Origin of the sequence: Pseudogulbenkiania subflava DSM 22618 (assembly GCF_900177275.1) — a bacterium.
Taxonomy (GTDB): domain Bacteria; phylum Pseudomonadota; class Gammaproteobacteria; order Burkholderiales; family Chromobacteriaceae; genus Pseudogulbenkiania; species Pseudogulbenkiania subflava.
The window spans coordinates 32,176-52,612 of record NZ_FXAG01000016.1; the positions used below are offsets into that span (position 1 = coordinate 32,176).

19 protein-coding genes are annotated in these 20,437 nt (G+C 67.8%); 17 read left to right on the forward strand and 2 right to left on the reverse strand.

The features are described from left to right. Positions 1 to 21: 21 nt before the first annotated feature. Positions 22 to 1,794: a PQQ-dependent methanol/ethanol family dehydrogenase gene (locus B9N72_RS14095; RefSeq protein ID WP_085276947.1), complete on the reverse strand. Its 1,773-nt coding sequence runs from the start codon at positions 1,792 to 1,794 to the stop codon at positions 22 to 24. A 277-nt stretch (positions 1,795 to 2,071) separates the two neighbouring features. Here B9N72_RS14095 and B9N72_RS14100 point away from each other — a divergent pair, with 277 nt between their 5' ends. Genes B9N72_RS14100 through B9N72_RS14115 form a run of 4 tightly spaced genes read left to right on the forward strand, consistent with a single transcriptional unit; the run spans position 2,072 to position 5,737 of the window. Beyond that, positions 2,072 to 3,241 (forward strand): ABC transporter substrate-binding protein, encoded by a 1,170-nt coding sequence (locus tag B9N72_RS14100; RefSeq protein ID WP_085276948.1) that lies wholly within the window; start codon positions 2,072 to 2,074, stop codon positions 3,239 to 3,241. 26 nt (positions 3,242 to 3,267) lie between these two features. Next, positions 3,268 to 4,242, forward strand: a complete 975-nt coding sequence (locus B9N72_RS14105; protein ID WP_085276949.1) for a YVTN family beta-propeller repeat protein — start codon at positions 3,268 to 3,270, stop codon at positions 4,240 to 4,242. Then, positions 4,239 to 4,964 (forward strand): ATP-binding cassette domain-containing protein, encoded by a 726-nt coding sequence (locus B9N72_RS14110; RefSeq protein WP_085276950.1) that lies wholly within the window; start codon positions 4,239 to 4,241, stop codon positions 4,962 to 4,964. The genes B9N72_RS14105 and B9N72_RS14110 overlap by 4 nt, the downstream gene beginning before the upstream one ends. Continuing rightward, the gene (locus tag B9N72_RS14115; RefSeq protein WP_085276951.1) at positions 4,961 to 5,737 is read left to right on the forward strand and encodes an ABC transporter permease; all 777 of its coding nucleotides are present in this window, start codon (positions 4,961 to 4,963) and stop codon (positions 5,735 to 5,737) included. Before B9N72_RS14110 ends, B9N72_RS14115 begins: the two co-directional genes overlap by 4 nt. A gap of 123 nt (positions 5,738 to 5,860) precedes the next feature. Here B9N72_RS14115 and B9N72_RS14120 read toward each other — a convergent pair whose 3' ends face one another. Continuing rightward, complete coding sequence (locus tag B9N72_RS14120; RefSeq protein ID WP_085276952.1) at positions 5,861 to 6,409, reverse strand: PQQ-dependent catabolism-associated CXXCW motif protein; 549 nt, start codon at positions 6,407 to 6,409, stop codon at positions 5,861 to 5,863. 147 nt (positions 6,410 to 6,556) lie between these two features. Here B9N72_RS14120 and nosP point away from each other — a divergent pair, with 147 nt between their 5' ends. The 13 genes from nosP (at position 6,557) to pqqE (ending at position 20,427) form a co-directional block, all read left to right on the forward strand. After that, a complete protein-coding gene (nosP, locus tag B9N72_RS14125) occupies positions 6,557 to 7,714 on the forward strand; it encodes a nitric oxide-sensing protein NosP (protein WP_085276953.1) in 1,158 nt (385 codons plus the stop codon). After that, positions 7,707 to 10,277 carry a hybrid sensor histidine kinase/response regulator gene (locus tag B9N72_RS14130; RefSeq protein ID WP_085276954.1) on the forward strand — a complete coding sequence of 857 codons (2,571 nt, stop codon included), beginning with the start codon at positions 7,707 to 7,709 and terminating at the stop codon, positions 10,275 to 10,277. Before nosP ends, B9N72_RS14130 begins: the two co-directional genes overlap by 8 nt. Before the next feature lie 1,450 nt (positions 10,278 to 11,727). Continuing rightward, positions 11,728 to 13,248: an aldehyde dehydrogenase gene (gene adh, locus B9N72_RS14135; RefSeq protein WP_008952538.1), complete on the forward strand. Its 1,521-nt coding sequence runs from the start codon at positions 11,728 to 11,730 to the stop codon at positions 13,246 to 13,248. A 168-nt stretch (positions 13,249 to 13,416) separates the two neighbouring features. Further along, positions 13,417 to 13,806: a DUF779 domain-containing protein gene (locus B9N72_RS14140; protein WP_085276955.1), complete on the forward strand. Its 390-nt coding sequence runs from the start codon at positions 13,417 to 13,419 to the stop codon at positions 13,804 to 13,806. Beyond that, positions 13,803 to 14,228, forward strand: coding sequence for a cytochrome c-550 PedF (gene pedF / locus B9N72_RS14145; protein WP_085276956.1), 426 nt, complete (start codon positions 13,803 to 13,805; stop codon positions 14,226 to 14,228). The genes B9N72_RS14140 and pedF overlap by 4 nt, the downstream gene beginning before the upstream one ends. Positions 14,229 to 14,232: 4 nt before the next feature. Beyond that, the gene (locus tag B9N72_RS14150; RefSeq protein ID WP_085276957.1) at positions 14,233 to 15,060 is read left to right on the forward strand and encodes a substrate-binding periplasmic protein; all 828 of its coding nucleotides are present in this window, start codon (positions 14,233 to 14,235) and stop codon (positions 15,058 to 15,060) included. A 17-nt stretch (positions 15,061 to 15,077) separates the two neighbouring features. Then, positions 15,078 to 15,851, forward strand: a complete 774-nt coding sequence (locus B9N72_RS14155; protein ID WP_085276958.1) for a quinoprotein dehydrogenase-associated SoxYZ-like carrier — start codon at positions 15,078 to 15,080, stop codon at positions 15,849 to 15,851. Then, positions 15,848 to 16,807 (forward strand): quinoprotein relay system zinc metallohydrolase 1, encoded by a 960-nt coding sequence (locus B9N72_RS14160; protein ID WP_085276959.1) that lies wholly within the window; start codon positions 15,848 to 15,850, stop codon positions 16,805 to 16,807. The genes B9N72_RS14155 and B9N72_RS14160 overlap by 4 nt, the downstream gene beginning before the upstream one ends. Before the next feature lie 479 nt (positions 16,808 to 17,286). Further along, a complete protein-coding gene (gene pqqA / locus B9N72_RS21775) occupies positions 17,287 to 17,367 on the forward strand; it encodes a pyrroloquinoline quinone precursor peptide PqqA (RefSeq protein ID WP_036986317.1) in 81 nt (26 codons plus the stop codon). Positions 17,368 to 17,384: 17 nt separating this feature from the next. Beyond that, the gene (pqqB, locus tag B9N72_RS14170; protein WP_085276961.1) at positions 17,385 to 18,314 is read left to right on the forward strand and encodes a pyrroloquinoline quinone biosynthesis protein PqqB; all 930 of its coding nucleotides are present in this window, start codon (positions 17,385 to 17,387) and stop codon (positions 18,312 to 18,314) included. After that, a complete protein-coding gene (gene pqqC, locus B9N72_RS14175) occupies positions 18,307 to 19,059 on the forward strand; it encodes a pyrroloquinoline-quinone synthase PqqC (RefSeq protein WP_085276962.1) in 753 nt (250 codons plus the stop codon). Before pqqB ends, pqqC begins: the two co-directional genes overlap by 8 nt. Further along, positions 19,053 to 19,325, forward strand: a complete 273-nt coding sequence (gene pqqD / locus B9N72_RS14180; protein WP_085276963.1) for a pyrroloquinoline quinone biosynthesis peptide chaperone PqqD — start codon at positions 19,053 to 19,055, stop codon at positions 19,323 to 19,325. The genes pqqC and pqqD overlap by 7 nt, the downstream gene beginning before the upstream one ends. Beyond that, positions 19,318 to 20,427, forward strand: coding sequence for a pyrroloquinoline quinone biosynthesis protein PqqE (pqqE, locus tag B9N72_RS14185; protein WP_085276964.1), 1,110 nt, complete (start codon positions 19,318 to 19,320; stop codon positions 20,425 to 20,427). The genes pqqD and pqqE overlap by 8 nt, the downstream gene beginning before the upstream one ends. Positions 20,428 to 20,437 lie beyond the last annotated feature (10 nt).

Consider the following 20,437-nt stretch of genomic DNA (forward strand, 5'->3'; position numbering starts at 1 on the left):
GTGCCGCCGGCGACTACTCGATTACTGGCTCAGCTTGAATACCCACAGGCTGCCGCCCTGGGTGATGGTGTTGATCTTCTTGGCTACTTCGCCACCCCACAGCGGTACCGCGCCCCCCCAGCCGGAGACGACGGCGACGTACTGCTGGCCGTCCATTTCCCAGGTCACCGGGCTGCCGACGATGCCGGAGCCGGTCTGGAACTTCCACAGTTCCTTGCCGCTTTGCGCGTCAAAGGCCTTAAGGAAGCCTTCCGGCGTACCGGTGAACACCAGGTTGCCGGCAGTGGTCATCACACCACCCCACAGCGGAGCCGGGTTCTTGTATTCCCACTTGATCTTGCCGGTCTTGGGGTCCATGGCGCGCAGCACGCCGATGTGGTCTTCATAGAGCGGCTTGATGGTGAAGCCGGCGCCGAGGTAGGCCGCGCCCTTCTTGTAGGTGATGGGCTCGTTCCAGATGTCCATGCCCCACTCGTTGCTGGGCACGTAGAACATCTCGGTCTTCGGGCTGTAGGCCATCGGCATCCAGTTCTTGCCGCCGAGGAAGGACGGCGCGGCGAACACCGGCTTGCCCTTGCCGTCGGCACCCTGGGTGGCCGGGTCGAACGGATTGGCCGGACGGCCTTCGTCGTTGTAGATCGGGCGCTTGGTCTTCAGGTCGAAGCCCTTGGCCCAGGTGATCTTGGACACGAACGGATAAGCCCCGAGCAGATCGCCGTTGGTGCGGTCGGCCACGAAGAAGAAGCCGTTGCGGTCAGCCTTGGCGCCGGCCTTGATCACCTTGCCGTCCTTCTTCAGGTCGAACGGGATGAATTCGTTCACGCCGTCGAAGTCCCAGCCGTCGTGCGGAGTGGTCTGCAGGTGCCACTTGATCTCGCCGGTATCCGGGTTGAGCGCCAGGGTGGAGGCGGTGTAGAGGTTGTCGCCCTTGCGTGTCCACGAGTTCCACGGCGCCGGGTTGCCGGTGCCCATGAAGATGGTGTCGGTTTCCGGATCGTAGGTACCGCCCAGCCAGGTGGCGCCGCCGCCCTGCTTCCACTGGTCACCTTCCCAGGTCGCATTGAGCTTGCCGGTCATGGTGCTTTCCTTGCCGTTGAGCGTGCCCATGTGACCTTCGATCACCGGACGCGACCACACCAGCTCGCCAGTCAGCGCATCGCGCGCCTCGACCTTGCCGACAATACCGAATTCACCGCCGGACACGCCGGTGATCAGTTTGCCCTTCACGACCATCGGAGCGGCGGTGTAGGAGTAGCCTTCTTTGTATTCCCCGACTTTCTTGGTCCATACTACTTTGCCGGTATGGCGATCGAGCGCGATCAGACGGGCATCGAGCGTGCCGAAGTACACCAGGTCGCCGTAGATGGCCATGCCGCGGTTGATGACGTCACAGCAGGGCATGATGCCGTCCGGCAGACGGGCGTTGTATTCCCACAGTTTCTTGCCGGTGCGGGCATCGACGGCGTAGGCGCGGGAATACGAGGCGGTGGTGTAGATCACGCCGTCATACACCAGTGGCTGGGCTTCCTGGCCGCGCTGCTTTTCGCCGCCGAAGGAGAAGCTCCAGGCCGGCACCAGCTTCTTGACGGTCTTGGCGTTGATCTGGGTGAGCGGGCTGAAGCGCTGTGCCTGCGGACCCATGCCGTAAGTCACCACATTATGGGTGTCCTTACTGCTGTTGATGATGTCCTTGTCGCTGACCGCGGCCGTGGCGAGCGGCGCCAGCACGGCCGTAGCCAGCAAGGTGGACAGTGTGGTCAGACGCCACGAGCGCGTCGGCTTGGTGTTTCTCATCTGGCTCTCCGATTTTGTAGTGGGTGCCGGATCGATACGGCTCCGGTCAGTGTGGGCGTTCACCTGGCATCGTGCGGTGGCGGTCGCGGAGGGCTTGGACAGCGCATCGACAAAATGAAGGTGAGCACGTACTGAATTCTCGGCAGCCATGTGCAGAGAGCCAATTCGACTTAAGTCGCAGAAACGCCCCCAGGGCATGCGACTTAAGTCGAATGGACGCCCGGCAACGGCCAAGCCAATCTGCAAGCAACCCTCCCACCCATTAAAAGAAACCGCCATGCCCGCGCTATCCGTCCGCCTTGCGTTCTGTCTTGCCGCCGGCCTGCTGGCCCTGCCGGCGGCGGCCCAGACCACGATCCGCCTCATCTACCTGGAAGAGGCCCGCGTTGCGACCAATCCGCTGGCCAACATCGAACCGGTGCCCGACGACCTGGGGCGCGCCGGCGCCGAGCTGGCGATCAGCGACAACAACACCACCGGCAAATTCCTGCAGCAGCGCTTCGAGCTCTCGCGCATCGCGGTGCCGACCGGCGCCAGCGGCGCCGACATGCTGGCCAAGGTGCAAAAGAGCGGCGCCGGCTTCGTGGTGCTGAATGTCAGCGCCGGCGCCATCGACCGCCTGATGGCGCAGCCCGCCGCAGCGCGCTACCTGTGGTTCAACGCCGGCGCGCCGGACGACCGTCTGCGCCAGAGCCAGTGCCGCGCCAACCTGCTGCACACCCTGCCCGGCCGTGCGATGCAGGCCGACGCCCTGGCGCAGTACCTGGCCACGCGGCGCTGGAGCAAGTGGTTCCTGGTGACCGGGCCGCGCCCGGAGGACAAGCTCTACGCCGCCGCGCTGCGGCGCGCCGCCAAGCGCTTCGGCGGACGCATCGTTGCGGAGAAGACGTGGAACTACGGCCACGACGCGCGCCGCACCGCGCAGGGCGAGGTACCGGTGTTCACCCAGGTGGGGGACTACGATGTGCTGATCGTGGCCGACGAGAGCGGCGACTTCGGCGACTACCTGTCTTACCGCACCTGGCTGCCGCGCCCGGTGGCCGGCACCCAGGGCCTGACGGCCGAGGGCTGGCATGCCGCCGCCGAGCAGTGGGGCGCGGTGCAGCTGCAGAACCGCTTCCGCCAGCAGAGCCACCGCCCGATGCAGCCGGTCGATTACGCCGCCTGGGCGGCGGTGCGCAGCGTCGGCGAGGCGGCCAGCCGCACCGCCAGCGGCGAGACCGCCAAACTCACCGCCTACATCCGCGGCCCGGCCTTCCAGCTCGCCGGCTTCAAGGGCCGCACCCTGTCGTACCGGCCGTGGAACGGCGAGCTGCGCCAGCCTATGATGGTGGCACAGCCGCGTTCGCTGGTGAGCCTGTCGCCGCAGGACGGCTTCCTGCACCCGCGCACCGACCTCGACACCCTGGGCTTCGACGCTCCGGAAGTGAAATGCCCGGCCCATTGAGCCGCCCCGCACCCCAAGGAACCGCCATGCCACACCCTCTTTGCCGTCTCGCCGCCCTGCTGCTGGCCTCGTTCACCGCGTCGCAGGCCATGGCCGCCAACGTCTACGTCTCCAACGAGAAGGACCACACGCTAACGGTGATCGACAGCACTACGCTGGCGGTGGTCAAGACCATCCCGGTGGGCAAGCGCCCGCGCGGCATCACCTTGTCGAAGGACGGCAAGTCGCTGTTCATCTGCGCCAGCGACGACAACACGGTGCAGGTGATGGACCTGGCGAGCGGCAAGATCACCCACAACCTGCCCTCGGGCGAGGACCCGGAGCAGTTCGCGCTGGCGCCGGACGGCAAGTCGCTGTACATCGCCAACGAGAACAGCAACGTGGTGACCATCATCGACGTGGCGAGCCGCCGCGTCACCGGCCAGGTGGACGTCGGGGTGGAGCCGGAAGGCATGGCGGTGAGTCCGGACGGACGCTGGGCGGTGAACACCTCGGAAACCACCAACATGGTGCACTGGATCGACACCCGCACGCGCCAGCTGGTGGACAGCACGCTGGTCGACCAGCGTCCGCGCTACGCGCGCTTCTCCGCCGACGGCAAGCTGTTGTGGGTGAGCGCCGAGGTGGGCGGCACGGTGTCGGTGATCGACGTCGCCAGCCGCAAGCGCATCAAGACCATTTCCTTCGCCATCACCGGCATTCCCAAGGACCGCATCCAGCCGGTCGGCATCCGCCTCACCCGCGACGGCCGTTACGCCTTCGTGCCGCTGGGGCCGGCCAACCACGTGGCGGTGATCGACGCCAAGACCTTCCAGCCGGTGAAGTACCTGCTGGTGGGACGGCGCGTGTGGCATGCCGAACTGTCGGCCGACGAGAAGCAGCTGTGGGTCACCAACGGCATCAGCAACGACGTCTCGGTGATCGACACCGCCGCGCTCAAGGTGATCAAGTCGATCCCGGTGGGACGCTACCCCTGGGGGGTGGCGGTGAGCGGATCATGAGCGCCGCGCTGGCGATCGAGGCGCTGAGCCACCGCTACGGCGAGCGGCTGGCGCTCGACCAGGTCAGCCTGACGGTGGAGGCCGGCCAGTGCTGCATCCTGCTGGGCCCCAACGGCGCCGGCAAGAGCACACTGTTCGGCCTGCTCTCCCGGTTGCTGGCGGTGAAATCGGGCCGCATCACGGTGTTCGGCCAACCTTTGCAGGCCGCGGCGCTGTCGCGCGTCGGCGTGGTGTTCCAGCAGTCGACGCTGGACCTCGACCTGACCGTCGAACAGAACCTGAGCTACTTCGGCGCGCTGCACGGCATGCACGGCAAGGCGCTGGCCCAGCGCATCGGCGAGGAACTGGAACGGCTCGACCTAGCCGCGCGCCGGCGCGACCGCGTACGCGACCTCAACGGCGGCCATCGCCGCCGCGTGGAAATCGCGCGCGCCCTGCTGCATCGCCCGGCGCTGCTGCTGCTCGACGAGCCCACCGTCGGTCTCGACCTGCCCTCGCGCCAGTTCCTGATCGGCCACCTGCACCGGCTGGTGCGCAACGAGGGGCTGGCGCTGTTGTGGGCCACCCACCTGATCGACGAAATCGATGCGCAGCACGACCACGTCGCGCTACTGCACCGCGGCCGCCTGCTCGCCAGCGGCGCGGTGGCCCCGCTGCTCGCAGAGGCCGGCTGCGCCGACCTGGCGGGCTGGTTCGACCTACGTACCGGAGCGGTGTCATGAAAACCAAGTGGATCGTGCTGTGGGCCATCATCGTGCGCGAGCTGCGCCGCTTCCTGCAGCAGCGCTCGCGCTTCTTCGGCGCGCTGGTGCGCCCACTGATCTGGCTGATGGTGTTCGCCGCCGGCTTCAGGGCCGCGCTCGGCATCGCCATCACCCCGCCCTACGAGACCTACATCACCTACGACGTCTACATCGTGCCGGGGCTGGTGGGCATGGTGCAGCTGTTCAACGGCATGCAGAACTCGCTGTCGATGGTGTACGACCGCGAGATGGGCAGCATGCGCGTGTTGTTGACCAGCCCGCAGCCGCTACCCTTCCTGCTGTTCGCCAGGCTGTTCGCCGGCATGTGCGTGTCGCTGCTGCAGGTGTACGCCTTCCTGCTGATCGCGCGGTTGTCCGGGGTGGACCTGCCATGGAATGGCTTTCTCAGCGTGCTGCCGGCGCTGGTGCTGACCGGGCTGATGCTGGGCGCCGCCGGCATGGTGGTGTCGTCGCAGGTGCGCCAGATCGAGAACTTTGCCGGGGTGATGAATTTCGTGGTGTTTCCGGTGTTCTTCCTGTCCTCGGCGCTGTATCCGCTGTGGAAGATGCAGGAGGGGAGCGAATGGGTCTACCAGCTGTGCCGCTTCAACCCGTTCACCGACGCGGTGGAGATGATCCGCTTCGCGCTGTACGGCCAGTGGGACAGCGCGGCGGCCAGCCATACCGTAATCGCCACGGCAGTGTGTCTGACCCTGGCGCTGCTCGGTTACCGCCCGCGCCAGCGCGCTTGAGAGCAGATCAACATGTCGACGGCGCGTGACGATCTCGGGGCGGCGATGCTCGCCGTGACGTCGTCCCGCACGCAAGGAGCTTGCGTCAGCCGCGCGGACAGGACGACAAGCGCGGCAACACCTTCACTGCGGCTCGGGCACGGCGTCGATCAGCGGCAGCCCGGCTTCCTGCCAGCCATCGCTGCCGTCCGGATACCAGTACACCGCCTGGTAGCCGTAGCTCAACGCCCGACGCGCCGCGTTCCACGACATCCAGCAGTCGCGCAAGCAGTAGAACACCAGCGGCCGGCCGAGGTCGCCGCCGGACAGCCGCTCCAGCTGGCGGCGGAAATACTGCTCGATGGCGGGTTCGAGCTCGCCGTAGCCGACGTTGGGCAGCCACACGCTACCGGGCAGGTGGCGGCGCGGCGCGGCCGGCACCCAGCGGCAGCCGCCTGCGGCGTCCGGCACCCGGTTGGCGGCCATGACGTCGAGCAGCAGCGGGTGGTGTATCGCGATCAGCGCCTGCAGGGCCTGGCTGTCGAGCACCGTGGCGCCGGGCAGCTTGGCCGGGGTCGGGGCGCGGTAATGCTGCAGGCGGTAGCCGTCCGGCAGCGGCACCGGTTCGGCGGCGACGGCGATGGTGGAGCCCAGCGACAACAGCAGGGCAACGCTGAGACGGGACAGGCTCATGGCAGTACTCCGGCAGACGGTACACTGCAGCATGGCGCGGCGCGCGCGCGCGCGCTATTCGACTTTCGTTTTACGCAGCGAAGGTTCAAGATGAGGTGCGAGCGTCCGCAGAGACGTCATCACGACTACAAAGCAGAGTGGAGACAAATGGGTTTCAATCCGCCTTCCCGGGTGCGACGCGGTCATGGTTACAGCGCCGACCCCGACCAGGTCGCCGACGAACTCTACCAGCAGCTGTGGCAGCCCGACTGCTCGCTAGTGCTGCTGTTCGTCGCCCCCGATTACCAGCTCGACAAACTGGCCGCCGCGCTGACACGCCGCTTCGGCGACATCCCGGTGGTGGGCTGTACCACCGCCGGCGAGATCAGCCCGGACGGCTATCGCTGCCACTCCATCGTCGGCGTGAGCTTCGCCGAGCCGGATTTCTTCGTCGAGGTGCAGCACATCGGCGACCTGCCCCACTTCGACCTGTCCGACGCGCTGGGCACGGTGATGAGCGCACGCTACTCGCTCGGCCAGAAAGCCGGCTTTCCGCTGGAGCGCCATGCCTTCGCCCTGCTGCTGGTGGACGGCCTGTCGGCGCGCGAGGAACAGCTCGCCGGCCGGCTGGCGCGCGCGCTGGGCGACATTCCGATCTGCGGCGGCTCGGCCGGCGACAACATGCGCTTCGAGCGCACCCACATCCTGGTGGACGGCCAGTTCGTCAGCGACAGCGCGGCGCTGGTGCTGATCGCCACGCCACACCCGTTCGAGGTATTCAAGTCCGAGCACGCCATCCGCAGCGGCGAGCGCGTGGTGGTGACCGAGGCCGATGCCGAAGCGCGTCTGGTGACCGAGATCAACGCCGAACCGGCCGCCGCCGAATACGCGCGGCTGCTGGGCGTGTCGCCCGAGCGCCTCACCCCGCTGTCGTTCGCCGCGCACCCCCTGGTACTCAACGTCGGCGGCGTGCCCTACGTGCGCTCGATCCAGCGCATCAACCCCGATCTGAGCCTGAGCTTCTTCTGCGCCATCGACGAGGGCATCGTGCTGTCCGGCACGCGCGCCACCGACATCGTCGACAACCTGGCGCGCACCTTCCGCGACCTGCGCGGCCGGCTCGGCGAGTTCCAGATCGTGCTGGGCTTCGACTGCATCCTGCGCACCCTGCCGCTGTTGCACTCCGACGCCATCGCCCGGCTCTCCAGCCTGCTCGCGGCGAACTCGGTGGTGGGCTTTTCCACCTATGGCGAGCAGTACCAGGCGATGCACGTGAACCAGACCTTCACCGGCATCGCCATCGGCTATGGCACGCAACATGAGTGAGATGGCACCGCGGCCCAACGGCGCCGAGCGGCTCAGCGCGCTGGAACTGGAAAACGCCAAGCTGCGCAAGATCAACGAGGCGCTGATGCGCCGCGTCGAGCAGGGACTGGCCGACAACGGCAACTCGTTCACCTTCTTCCAGGTCGCCGCCGAGCTGGAGACCCGCATCCAGGAGCGCACCCGCGCCCTGGAGAAGGCCATGGCCGACCTCGAGGCGTCCAACTTCGCGCTGCAGGAGGCCAAACTCGCCGCCGAACTGGCCAAGAACCAGCTCAACGTGGCGGTGGAGACCATCGCCGACGGCTTCGCGCTGTGGGACAGCGACAACCGGCTGATCCACTGCAACCGCAAGTTCGGCGAGATGTTCCCGGCGCTGCGCCCGATCATCGCCCCCGGCCTGCCGTTCGAGACCCTGATCCGCGCCGCGGTGGCGGCGCACCTGATCCGCGACGCCGAGGCCGACCCGGAGGGCTGGATCGCCCAGCGCCTGGCGGTGCAGCAGGCGCCGCAGGACAGCCTGATCCTGGCGATGAGCGACGGCAGCTGGCAGCGCGTCAGCGAGCGCGCCATCGCCGGCGGCGGCCGCGTGGCGATCTACACCGACATCACCGAGATCAAGCGCCAGGAAATGCTGCTGCGCGAGCGCGACCTCGCGGCGCATTCGCAGCTGTTGCACGCCACCATGAACAGCATCCGCCAGGGCCTGGCGGTGTTCGATCGCGACGGCCGCCTGATGGAGTGGAACCCGCGCTTCGTCGAGCTGACCCAGCCGGCGCTGGCGCAGCTCGACGAGGACAGCGGCGTGCACCTGGCGGAATGGTCGCGCTGCTGCCCGCTGGGCGGTACCCTGGAATACCGCACGCCGCAGGGCCTGACGCTGGAGGTGCAGTACAACCCGATGCAGGGCGGCGGCTTCGTGATGAGCTACACCGACATCAGCGAGCGCAAGGCAGCCGAGCAGGCGCTGCGCGACAGCGAAGCCAAGATGCGCCTGATCACCGACGCCATGCCGGCGCTGATCGCCTACGTCGACAACCAGCAGATCTACCGCTTCACCAACAAGGGCTACGAGAGCTGGTTCGGCGTGCCGCAATCCGAGATCAACGGCCGCTCGATGCGCGAAGTGCTGGGCGCCCAGCTGTTCGACGACCGCAAGCATTTCGTTGAGCTGGCGCTGTCGGGCCAGGCCTCGGTGTTCGAACTGGAACTGCCGGCACCGCGCCAGCACATCGAGTTCGCCCGCGCCACCTTCATCCCGCACTTCGCCGCCGACGGCAGCGTGCTGGGGTTCTTCGCGCTGATCCAGGACATCACCGAGAGCCGGCGCGCCGCCGAGGCGCTGCAGCAGGCCAAGGAACAGCTGGAAGTACGCGTGGCGGAGCGCACCGAGGAACTCTCCGTGGCCAACGGCCGGCTGCGCGAGGCGATCCGCGCCATCGAGGATGCGCAGCAGAGCAAGACGCGCTTCTTCGCCGCCGCCAGTCACGACCTGCTGCAGCCCCTGAACGCGGCGCGGCTGTTCCTCGCCGCGCTGGCCGGGCAGGAGCTGGCGCCGTCGGTGCGACCGCTGGTGGACAAGACCGGCACCGCGCTGGAATCGGTGGACGACCTGATCAACACCCTGCTGGAAATCTCGCGGCTGGACGCCGGCGCGGTCGAGGCCGAACCGCGCCACTTCCCGGTGGCGCAGCTGCTGGAACAGGTGGCCGAGGAGTTCGCACCGCTGGCCGAGGCCAAGTCGCTGCGCCTGCAGCTGCACTCCAGCCCGGCCATCATCCATAGCGACTGGGTGCTGCTGGGACGGGTGCTCCGCAACTTCCTCTCCAACGCCATCCGCTACACCCGCGAAGGCGGCATCCTGCTGGGCTGCCGGCGCCAGCCGGACGGCCTCCTGATCGGGGTGTGGGACCAGGGGCTCGGCATCCCGTCCGACAAGCTCGCCCTGGTGTTCCACGAATTCCAGCGCCTGCCCGAACACCACAGCCTGTGTCCGAAAGGCATGGGACTCGGGCTCGCCATCGTCAGCCGCCTGGCGCGCCGTCTCGACCACCGCCTGGTGGTGCGCTCGCGCTTCGGACGCGGTTCGTTGTTCGGCGTGGTAGTGCCCTACGGCGAGGCCGACGCGGTCAGCCCCGCACCGCAACCGGACCCGCCGCCGGCCCTGGCGGCCCCGGCGCAGCGCCAGGGCGCCACCATCCTGCTGATCGACAACGAAACCAGCATCCTCGAGGGCATGAGCACGCTGCTGACCAACTGGCACTACCGTCCGCTGGCGGCAGCCTCGGCGAGCGAGGCGATCGAGTTGCTCAAACGCGAGGCGGTGCAACCGGACGCCATCCTCGCCGACTACCATCTCGACCACGGCGCCACCGGCATCGAGGCGATCCGCACCGTGTGCCATCATCTGGGTCGCGCGGTGCCGGCGGCGCTGATCACGGCCGACCGCAGCGACGAGGTGCGGCAGGAGGCGGAAGCCGGTGGCTGGGCCTGGCTGGGCAAGCCGGTGCGGCCGGCGCGCTTGAGGACGCTGCTGGCGCATCTGACGCAGCCGGTGGGGGAGTAAGCGGTAGGTTGCCCGTTCGGCCGCCCTCCTCGCCTGGGTCGTGGCTTGCCTGTCCGGGTTGGTGGAGGTGTAGGGTTTGCCGGTCCCACCCGGCAGGCGGGTCGAGGCGAGCGGATGGGACGCGACGCTCATGTTTTGGCTCTGGGGAAGCCGGCCGCATAGAGGGGGCCGGTTCCGCCCGGCCTCCTCGCTTGGGTGGTTACTTGCCAGTCAGGGTGGTGAAGGAGTGGGCTTTGCCGGTCCCGCCCGGCAGGCGGGTCGAGGGGCTTGCGTCGCCAAGCCCCTCAACGCTCCCAAGGCGAGCCCACCGCCGCTTGCTTCCGCCTGGCTAGAGGCTGGCGAGGCGCGGCGGAAACTAGCCGGGCGCTAACGTCGCCCGGCGTCGAACAACCCGCCGCTTAAAACCTCGCCATCCTCCATCCAACCGGCGCGGCAGAAGGGCCGATGGGGCGCATCGGCGATGTTTTAGCACGGGGGAATGCAGGCGAAGGCGGAGACGGGGATATCTGATGCCGTGATGACTGAAGGCAATTATCCACAACTGCTCAGCCACCCTCGTCGGGTTCTTCACTGGACTTTGCCTTTTCCCCAATCCAAATCAACAAGCCTAGTGCGCCAGTAGTGGGTCCCCCTTCTTGCCGTGCCGACGGGTGGGCATGGCAAGGTCTTAAACGGCTGGCTGTCCGACGCCGGGTGACGTTAGCGCCCGGCTAGTTCCAGCCGCGCCTTGCCATGACCGGGCCCCGGCGGGAACACACGGCAGGCGGGGGTCGCCTTTGGGGGTGAAGGGGGAGTTTGGCGACGCAAACTCCCCCTTCCCGTCCGCCGGGCGGAACCGGCACCCCCACACTCTCGGGCGTCCTTCCGTGCCAAAACCTAGCCGACGCGCGCCATCCGCTCGCCTTGGGAGCGTCGAGGGGCTTGGCGACGCAAGCCCCTCGACCCGCCTGCCGGGCGGGACCGGCAAACCCTACTCCTCCACCAACCCTGACGGGCAAGCCACAACCCAGGCAAGGAGACCGGGCGGAAACGCCCCCCCCGCCACCGCCAGTTTCTCCCAGAACCAAAACATGACCGACGTGCCCCATCCGCCCTTCTGCCGCGCCGCCTGGATGGGGGATGGCGAGGTTTTAAGCGGCGGGCTGTCCGACGCCGGGCGACGTTAGCGCCCGGCTAGTTTCCGCCGCGCCTCGCCATCCTCCAGCCAGACGGAGACAAGCGGCGGTGGGCTCGCCTTGGGAGCGTCGAGGGGCTTGGCGACGCAAGCCCCTCGACCCGCCTGCCGGGCGGAACCGGCAAAGCCCACTCCTCCACCAACACCGACAAGCAAGCGCCCTCCCCCCTCTCCGACCAAAGTCGAATGGCTGAACGCCCCTCCGATTCGCACAATGAAACCACTGCTAGGCTGTACACCCAACAGACCAGCGTCTCACCAAACCGGAGGAACGTCATGTTGCAACAGACCCTGAACTCGATCCAGAACACCATCCCGCTGCGCAGCCAATACGATAACTTCATCAACGGCAAGTGGGTCGCCCCGGTGCGTGGCCAGTACTTCACCAACCTGAGCCCGATCACCGGCCAGCCGCTGTGCGAAGTTGCCCGCTCCACCGCCGAAGACGTCGAACTCGCACTTGACGCCGCCCATGCCGCCTTCGACCGCTGGGCTCGCACCTCCCCGACCGAACGCTCCAACACCCTGCTGCGCATCGCCGACCGCATGGAGCAGTACCAGTCCTTCATCGCCGCCGTGGAAACCGCCGACAACGGCAAGCCGCTGCGTGAAACCAACGCCGCCGACATCCCGCTCGCCGTCGACCACTTCCGCTACTTCGCCGGCTGCGTCCGTGCCCAGGAAGGCTCGATCGGCGAGATCGACGACAACACCGTCGCCTACCACTTCCACGAGCCGCTGGGCGTCGTGGGCCAGATCATCCCGTGGAACTTCCCGCTCCTGATGGCCGCCTGGAAACTCGCCCCGGCGCTGGCCGCCGGCAACTGCGTAGTGCTGAAGCCGGCCGAGCAGACCCCGATGGCGATCATGGTGCTGATGGACCTGATCGGCGACCTCCTGCCGCCGGGCGTGCTCAACGTCGTCAACGGCTTCGGTCTGGAAGCCGGCAAGCCGCTCGCCACCAACACCCGCATCAACAAGGTGGCCTTCACCGGTGAAACCAGCACCGGCCGCCTGATCATGCAGTACGCCTCCGAGAACATCATTCCGGTGACGCTGGAACTGGGCGGCAAGTCCCCCAACATCTTCTTCGAAGACGTGATGAGCGCCGACGACGCCTTCTTCGACAAGGCCCTGGAAGGCTTCGCCATGTTTGCCCTGAACCAGGGTGAAGTGTGCACCTGCCCGAGCCGCGCCCTGATCCAGGAATCGATCTACGACGCCTTCATCGAGCGTGCCGTGGCCCGCGTCAAGGCCATCAAGCAGGGCAACCCGTACGACATGAGCACCATGATCGGCGCCCAGGCTTCGTCCGAGCAGCTCGACAAGATCCTGTCCTACATCGACATTGGCCGCCAGGAAGGCGCCCAGGTGCTGGCCGGTGGCCAGCGTGCCCAGCTGGGCGGCGATCTGGCCGGCGGCTACTACGTCGAGCCGACCATCCTTGCCGGCCACAACAAGATGCGCGTGTTCCAGGAAGAAATCTTCGGCCCGGTGGTCGCGGTCACCACCTTCAAGAACAAGGAAGAAGCGCTGCAGATCGCCAACGACACCTCCTTCGGCCTGGGCGCCGGGGTGTGGACGCGCGACGGCTCGCTGGCCTACCGCATGGGTCGCGAGATCAAGGCCGGTCGTGTCTGGACCAACTGCTACCACCTGTACCCGGCACACGCCGCGTTCGGTGGCTACAAGAAGTCCGGCATCGGTCGTGAAACCCACAAGATGATGCTCGACCACTACCAGCAAACCAAGAACCTGTTGGTGAGCTACAGCCCGAACGCACTGGGCTTCTTCTGAGAATAGGGAACGTTCCTGCTGTGCAGGCCGATCTCGACGTGGCGGTGCTCGCGGCCCCCTCTCCGCGGAGCTTCCCGCTTCGACCTCGGCCTGCCCATGACGGAAATCCCTCTTCTCGGGCATCAAACCTGCGGGGCGGCAGCCATGCCGCCCAGTGCGAGGAACACCATGGTCAATCGCGTTGACATCACCCCTGCCGCGGCCGCCATGGTCAGCAAACTGACCGAGCGGCACGGCCCCCTGCTGTTCCACCAGTCCGGTGGCTGCTGCGACGGCAGCGCCCCGATGTGCTACCCGCAGGGCGATTTTCACCTCGGCGCCCAGGACGTCTACCTCGGCGAGATCGCCAGCGCGCCGTTCTACATGAGCGCTTTTCAGTACGAATACTGGCAGCACACTCACCTGACCATCGACCTGGTTCCCGGTCGCGGCTCGAGTTTTTCGGTGGAGGCACCCGAAGGGGTACGTTTCATCACCCGCTCGCGCCTGTTCAGCGAGGCCGAATTGGCCGAGCTGGCAAACAGTTCTTCACCCCCTGAGCAAGGAAGCACGACATGAAACCCGCCACCCTCCGCATGCTGACGCTGGCCCTCGCCGGCAGTCTCACCCTCCTCGGCACCGCTTACGGTCACGGCAACGTCACCCCGCAACCGGTGGACACCGGCAATCTGAAGAAGCTCGGCAGCGAGTGGCTGGACAGCAACCCCTACCGCGGCGATGCCGAAGCCATCCGCATCGGCCATTCCGCCTTCGCCCAGAACTGCGCGCGCTGCCACGGCATCGACGCCGTCTCCGGCGGCATCGCCCCGGACCTGCGCCAGCTGCCCACGGGCGAAGACGGCGATGCCGTGTTCCAGGGCCGCATCCGCCACGGCTCGATTCGCAACGGCGTGACCTACATGCCGCCGTTCGAGGGCATCCTGTCGCAGGAAGCCGCCTGGGCCATCCGCTCCTGGCTCGATACCGTGCATCAGGAATGACATCATGAACCGCCGCCATGTTCTGACCGCTCTGCTCGTGGCCCCGCTGCTGCTGGTGCAGCAGGCCCGCGCCGCCAATCTGGACGATATCCGCGCGGGCGGAGTGCTCAGGGTGGCGGTGTACCGCGACTTCCCGCCGTTCTCCTTCGTCAAGGACGGCGAACTCACCGGCATCGACGTCGACTTGGCGCGCGCCATCGGCAAGAAACTCGGCCTGGCGATCAACTTCATGCCGATCACCCCGGCCGACGACGTCGACGGCGACCTGCGCAACGCCGTCTGGAAGGGCCACTACCTCGGCGGCGGCACCGCCGACCTGATGCTGCACGTGCCGTTCGACCGCGAACTGGCGCGCCGCAACGACAACGCCTACCTGTTCAGCCCCTACTACAGCGAGAACTTCGCCTGGGCCGGCGGCAACGTCCCCGGCTCCACCTTGCAGATCGGCCAGGACAGCATCGCGGTGGAAAACGACAGCCTGGCCGACCTCTACCTGTCGTCATTGCAGGGAGGCCGGCTGCGCAGCCAGCTACAGCACTATCCCAGCGCCCAGGGCGCGGTGGCCGCGCTGCGCGAGGACAAGGCCAGCGCGGTGTACGGCACCCAGAGCGAACTGGAATGGGGCCTGCCGCGCGGCGAATGGCGCCTCGGCCAGCCGCAGGCGCCCGGCCTCATCAAGGCGCGCTGGGAGGTCGGCATGGCCACCAAGGAAAGCCTGCGCGATCTCGCCTGGGCGGTGAGCGACGCCGTGACCGAGCTGCGCCAGTCGGGCAAGCTGGCCCGGCTGTTCGCCCGCTACCAGGTCAGCTACCGCGCGCCTGACGAGCACTGAGCCCCCGGGACCCCGCCATGCCGCCCCTCGCCCGCCACCTCCCCGCCCTGCTCGTCCTGCTGGGCACGAACCTGCCGCTGTACGCCGCACCGCAAGCCGACCCGCTGCATTCGGTAATGTGGGACGTCATGCACAAGACCGTGCTGGGCGACCAGCCGGCGGTGTTCGACGAGCGCGTCAAGGTGACGCTGCCGCAGCAGGTCGAAGACGGCCAGCGCGTGCCGGTCAGCGTCGACGCCAGTGCGCTCGGCCAGGTCGAGGAGATCGTGCTGTTCGCCGACTACAACCCCTTGCCGCTGGCGCTGCGCTTCCAGCCGCTGCGGCTGCAACCGGTCTTCGCCGTCGCCATGCGCGTCAACCAGGCCACGCCGATCCGCGCCGCGGCGCGTGACGCCCAGGGGGTCTGGCACGTCGGCGGACAACTGGTCGACGCCCCGGGCGGCGGCTGCGCCCTGCCCACCCCGACCCGCGCCAGCACCGACTGGGCCAACCTGCTGGGCAAGATGTACGGCCGGGTCTGGCGCGAGGGCGCCACCCACCGCATCCGCCTGCGCGTCATGCACCCGATGGACACCGGACTGGTCGGCAATACGCCGACGTTCCACCTGACGCAGCTGCGGCTCAGCGACAGTGCGGGCCAGCCGCTGGCGCGCCTCAGCCTCGACGCGCCGCTCGCCGAGAACCCGCTGTTCACCTTCCAGCTGGCCAGGCTCGACGGCGACAATCTGCGGATCGACGCCCAGGACAGCGACGGCAACGCCTTCGGCGGCCGCCTGCCGGTGCTGCCATGATGACGCGCCGCCTGCGCCTGATCGCCGCGCTGCTGGCCGGACTCGGTGCCATGACCGACGCCCGCGCCGCCGATTATCCGATCACGCCGCAGGCGGTCGCCCCGGACAGCTGGGCGGTGATCGCCGACACCGGCTACTTCACGCCGCAGAACGGCGGCTTCCTGGTCAATACCGCCTTCATCGCCACCACCGAGGGCGTCGTGGTGATCGGCAGCGGGCCGTCGCGCGCCTTTGGCGAGCAGTACCGCCGCGTCATCGAGCGCACCGCCGGCAAGCCGGTGCGCGAACTCGTCATCACCCACAAGCACCCCGACCACTTCCTCGGCAACCAGGCGTTTCGCGACGTGCCGATCCGCGCCGAGGAAAAAACCACCGCCATGCTCCGGAACGAAGCCGAAGGGTTGGCCGAAAACCTCTACCGCCTGGTCGGCGACCGCATGCAGGGCACCGAGCCGCTGCTGCCCAACGCCCCGCTCACGCCCGGCGTGCGCGAGATCGGCGGGCACCAGCTCGAATTCATCGCGGTGCCGGGCCACACCCAGTCCGACATCGCGGTGTTCGACCACACCAGCGGCGTGCTGTACGCCATCGACCAGGTGTTCAACGGCCGCACCCCGACCCTGCCCAACGCCAGCCTGCCCGAGTGGTTCGCCGCGCTCGACCGCCTCGAAGCGCTGCCGTTCAAGACGCTGGTGCCCGGCCACGGCGCCGTGACCCACGACGCCGCGCCGATCCGCGCCACGCGCCGCTACCTGCAGTGGCTCGACGCCACGCTCAAGGAGGCCGCGCGGCGCGGCCTGACGCCGACCGAGGTGATGGCGCTGCCGATCCCGGCCGACTTCGCCGGCTGGGCCGAGGCGCGCGCCGAATGGCGCCGCAGCGTCGGCTTCCTCTACGCCCGTTACGAACTGGCCGAACTCCCCGCGCTGGCCGCCCCCGACCAGCCTACCGATTGACTCCTCCTGCCCGTGCATTGTCATTACAGGGCTTTTGGCCCGCCTCTCGGCGGGTCCTTTTTTTGCCGGCCCGATCCGCAAGATAAGTACCGACGCCGACGGAGCGAGGCCCGCGAAATGTCGCGAAGGCAGCAGAGTCGCAATCCCTCATGCCCCCAAACGTTGGCCGAAGGATGGGTGAAGGCGTTCACGCCGAAACCCAGCAAGCAACACCATCCGATGTGCCGTCGAGTGCACTTCGCTCCCCGCACGATGGCCCACGACGCACCGCCCGCGCCGATCTGCTGGATGCATGCCGATCCGTAGAATGGATGCAGGCGTTCACGCCCCCCATCACGCCACGCCGTGCGATGCGATGCGATGCGGCAAGAAAAAACACGTTCCCCCGTCCGACTAAAGTCGCATTCTCACGCGGCGCCTGCCATCCTTATAGTGAAGTGGCCATCCGGCAATTCAGTTCTCAATTTGGAGGATTCACCATGCGTACCTGGACCACCCCGAAAGTGATCGAAGTCTCCCTCGGCTGCGAGATCAACTGCTACATGTGCGCCGAGCGCTGAGACAAGGACCCGACCCCATGTTGCGCGTCATCATTCTCGGTGCCGCGGCCGGCGGTGGCCTGCCGCAATGGAACTGCGCCTGCGACGTGTGCCAGGCGGCCCGCCTCGGCCACCGCGCCACGCCGCAGACGCAATCATCGATCGCGGTATCCGCGGATGGCGCGCACTGGGTCCTGATCAACGCCTCGCCCGACATCCGCCAGCAGTTCGCCGCGACCCCGGCGCTGCAGCCCCAGAGCTTCCCGCGCTCGAGCCCCTTGAGCGCGGCGCTGCTCACCAACGCCGACGTCGACCACATTGCCGGCCTGCTGTCGCTGCGCGAGAGCCAGGCCTTCCCGGTGTACGCCAGCGGCCGCGTGCAGCGCGTGCTGGAAGCCAACGCCGTGTTCAACGTGCTCGACCGCCAGCAGGTGGCACGCCGGACCCTGACGCTCGATCAGCCTCAGCCGGTGCTCGACGCCAACGGCGCCGACACCGGCGTGCGCGTCGAGCCCTTCACCATCCCCGGCAAGGTCGCACTGTGGCTGGAAGACCCTAATGCCGCCAACTTCGGCAGCGTGCCGGAAGACACCATCGGCCTCGCCCTGAGCGCGGTGGGCTCGCACAGCCGGCTGTTCTACCTGCCCGGCTGCGCCGCGCTGCCCGATGACATCAAGGCGCGCCTGCGCCCCGAGGACAGCCTGTTGTTCGACGGCACCACCTACACCGAGGACGAGATGATCACCTGCGGTGTCGGCCACAAGACCGCCTCGCGCATGGGCCACCTGCCGATGAGCGGCGAGGGCGGCGCGATCGCGCTGTGGCAGGACGTGCCGCTGGCCCGCAAGCTGTTCATCCACATCAACAACACCAACCCCGTCCTGCTTGCCGACAGCCCGGAGCGCGCCGCCATCGCCGCCGCCGGCTGGCAACTGGCCCGTGACGGCATGGAGTTCTGCGTTGAATAAGCCCCTTACTGCCGTGCTGTCGCCGGCCGAACTGGAAGATGCGCTGCGCACCATCGGTCACGAGCGCTATCACAACCGCCACCCCTTCCACCACCTGCTGCACGGCGGCAAGCTCAACTTCGGCCAGGTGCAGGCCTGGGCGCTCAATCGCTACTGCTACCAGGCGGCGATTCCGCGCAAGGACGCCGCGCTGATCAGCCGCATCCACGACCGCGAACTGCGCCGCGAATGGGTGCAGCGCATCCTCGACCACGACGGCTACGGCGACGAGGAAGGCGGCATCGAACGCTGGCTGGTGCTCACCGACGGCCTGGGCCTGTCGCGCGACTACGTCATCTCGCGCCAGGGCGCGCTGCCCGCCACGGTGTTCGCGGTGGAAGCCTACGTCGACTTCGTCGCGCGCCACCCGCCGGTGGTCGCCGTCGCCTCCTGCCTGACCGAGCTGTTCGCCCCGGCCATCCACAAGGAACGCATCGTCGGCCTGCTGGAAAACTACGATTTCATCGACGACAAGGTGCTGGCCTACTTCCGCCGCCGCCTCTCCCAGGCGCCACGCGATGCCGACTTCGCGCTCGACTACGTCAAGCGCCACGCCACCACGTTGGCCGAACAACAAGGCGTGCTCGACGCGCTGACCTTCAAGTGCAACGTGCTGTGGGCGCAGCTTGACGCGCTCTACGCCGCCTACGTCGCGCCGGGCATGATCCCGCCGGGCGCCTTCGACCCGAGCCAGCCGCCATGCTGACCTTGGACAGCACCGTGCAGCTCGCCCCCGGCACCCGGCTGCAGCATGACAAAGTGCGCGAGCGCTGGGTGCTGCTGGGGCCGGAACGCATGCTGATCGTCGACGACATGGCGCGGCTGATCCTGGAACGCAGCCGCGGCCAGAGCATCGGCGCGCTGTGCCAGGCGCTGGCCGCCGAATTCGACGCCCCGCTCGCCACCGTCGAGAGCGACGTGCTGGCGCTGTTCACCACCATGAGTGAGAAAGGGTTCCTGCGCCATGACTGATACCGCCCTGACCCCGCCGCTGGCCGTCCTGCTGGAACTCACTCACCGCTGCCCGTTGCGCTGCGCCTACTGCTCCAACCCGCTGGCGCTGACCCCGGCCTCGGCGGAGCTCTCCACCGCCGAGTGGTGCGCCATCCTCGACGAAGCCGCCGAGATGGGCATGCTGCAGGTCCACTTCTCCGGCGGCGAGCCGATGGCCCGCGCCGACCTGCCCGAACTCGTCGCGCACGCCAGCCGCGTCGGCCTCTACAGCAACCTGATCACCTCCGGCGTACTGCTGAACGAAGCCAAACTCGCGGTGCTGGCCGAGGCCGGGCTCAACCACGTGCAACTCAGCTTCCAGGGGCTGGACGAAGCCGTGGCCGAGCCCCTCTCCGGCTTCAAGGGCGGCGTCGCCAAGAAGCAAGCCGCGCTGGACCTGGTACAGGCCGCCGGCCTCGCACTCACGCTCAACTTCGTCATCACCCGGCAGAACGCCCACGAACTCGACGCCATGCTCAGCTACGCCGAAGAGCACGGCATCGCCCGCGTCGAAGTCGCCAACACCCAGTACTACGGCTGGGGGCTGCAAAACCGCGCCGCGCTGATCCCGAGCGAAGCCCAGCTCGACGCCATGACGGCGCTGGTGACCGACTGGCGCGAACGCGTCAAGGGCCGCATGGTCATCGACTACGTCATCCCCGACTACTACGCGCGCCGTCCCAAAGCCTGTATGGGCGGCTGGGCACAACGCTTCCTCAACGTCATGCCGGACGGCACCCTGCTGCCCTGCCACGCCGCGCAAACCCTCACCCACCTCGACTTCCCGCGCTTCCCCGCCAGCACGCTGAATGCCGCCTGGTTCGACTCGCCCGCCTTCGCCGCCTACCGCGGCACCGCCTGGATGCCCGAACCCTGCAGCGGCTGCGACAACAAGGAAAAGGACTGGGGCGGCTGCCGCTGCCAGGCGCTGGCGCTGGCCGGCGACGCCAACACCCTCGACCCGGTGTGCGAGCACTCGCCCAAACACGAGCACGTGGTCACGCTGGCCCGCCGCGAAGCCCAGTTGGGCGACGTGCCGCTGCAACTGCGGCGCTTCTCGTACGCGGTAACCGAGGAGTAAGCGGACACAA

Coding starts and splice junctions, on each gene's coding strand:
- B9N72_RS14095 (WP_085276947.1), bottom strand. CDS start 1,794: ATGAGAAACACCAAGCCGACGCGCTCGTGGCGTCTGACCACACTGTCC.
- B9N72_RS14100 (WP_085276948.1), top strand. CDS start 2,072: ATGCCCGCGCTATCCGTCCGCCTTGCGTTCTGTCTTGCCGCCGGCCTG.
- B9N72_RS14105 (WP_085276949.1), top strand. CDS start 3,268: ATGCCACACCCTCTTTGCCGTCTCGCCGCCCTGCTGCTGGCCTCGTTC.
- B9N72_RS14110 (WP_085276950.1), top strand. CDS start 4,239: ATGAGCGCCGCGCTGGCGATCGAGGCGCTGAGCCACCGCTACGGCGAG.
- B9N72_RS14115 (WP_085276951.1), top strand. CDS start 4,961: ATGAAAACCAAGTGGATCGTGCTGTGGGCCATCATCGTGCGCGAGCTG.
- B9N72_RS14120 (WP_085276952.1), bottom strand. CDS start 6,409: ATGAGCCTGTCCCGTCTCAGCGTTGCCCTGCTGTTGTCGCTGGGCTCC.
- nosP (WP_085276953.1), top strand. CDS start 6,557: ATGGGTTTCAATCCGCCTTCCCGGGTGCGACGCGGTCATGGTTACAGC.
- B9N72_RS14130 (WP_085276954.1), top strand. CDS start 7,707: ATGAGTGAGATGGCACCGCGGCCCAACGGCGCCGAGCGGCTCAGCGCG.
- adh (WP_008952538.1), top strand. CDS start 11,728: ATGTTGCAACAGACCCTGAACTCGATCCAGAACACCATCCCGCTGCGC.
- B9N72_RS14140 (WP_085276955.1), top strand. CDS start 13,417: ATGGTCAATCGCGTTGACATCACCCCTGCCGCGGCCGCCATGGTCAGC.
- pedF (WP_085276956.1), top strand. CDS start 13,803: ATGAAACCCGCCACCCTCCGCATGCTGACGCTGGCCCTCGCCGGCAGT.
- B9N72_RS14150 (WP_085276957.1), top strand. CDS start 14,233: ATGAACCGCCGCCATGTTCTGACCGCTCTGCTCGTGGCCCCGCTGCTG.
- B9N72_RS14155 (WP_085276958.1), top strand. CDS start 15,078: ATGCCGCCCCTCGCCCGCCACCTCCCCGCCCTGCTCGTCCTGCTGGGC.
- B9N72_RS14160 (WP_085276959.1), top strand. CDS start 15,848: ATGATGACGCGCCGCCTGCGCCTGATCGCCGCGCTGCTGGCCGGACTC.
- pqqA (WP_036986317.1), top strand. CDS start 17,287: ATGCGTACCTGGACCACCCCGAAAGTGATCGAAGTCTCCCTCGGCTGC.
- pqqB (WP_085276961.1), top strand. CDS start 17,385: ATGTTGCGCGTCATCATTCTCGGTGCCGCGGCCGGCGGTGGCCTGCCG.
- pqqD (WP_085276963.1), top strand. CDS start 19,053: ATGCTGACCTTGGACAGCACCGTGCAGCTCGCCCCCGGCACCCGGCTG.
- pqqE (WP_085276964.1), top strand. CDS start 19,318: ATGACTGATACCGCCCTGACCCCGCCGCTGGCCGTCCTGCTGGAACTC.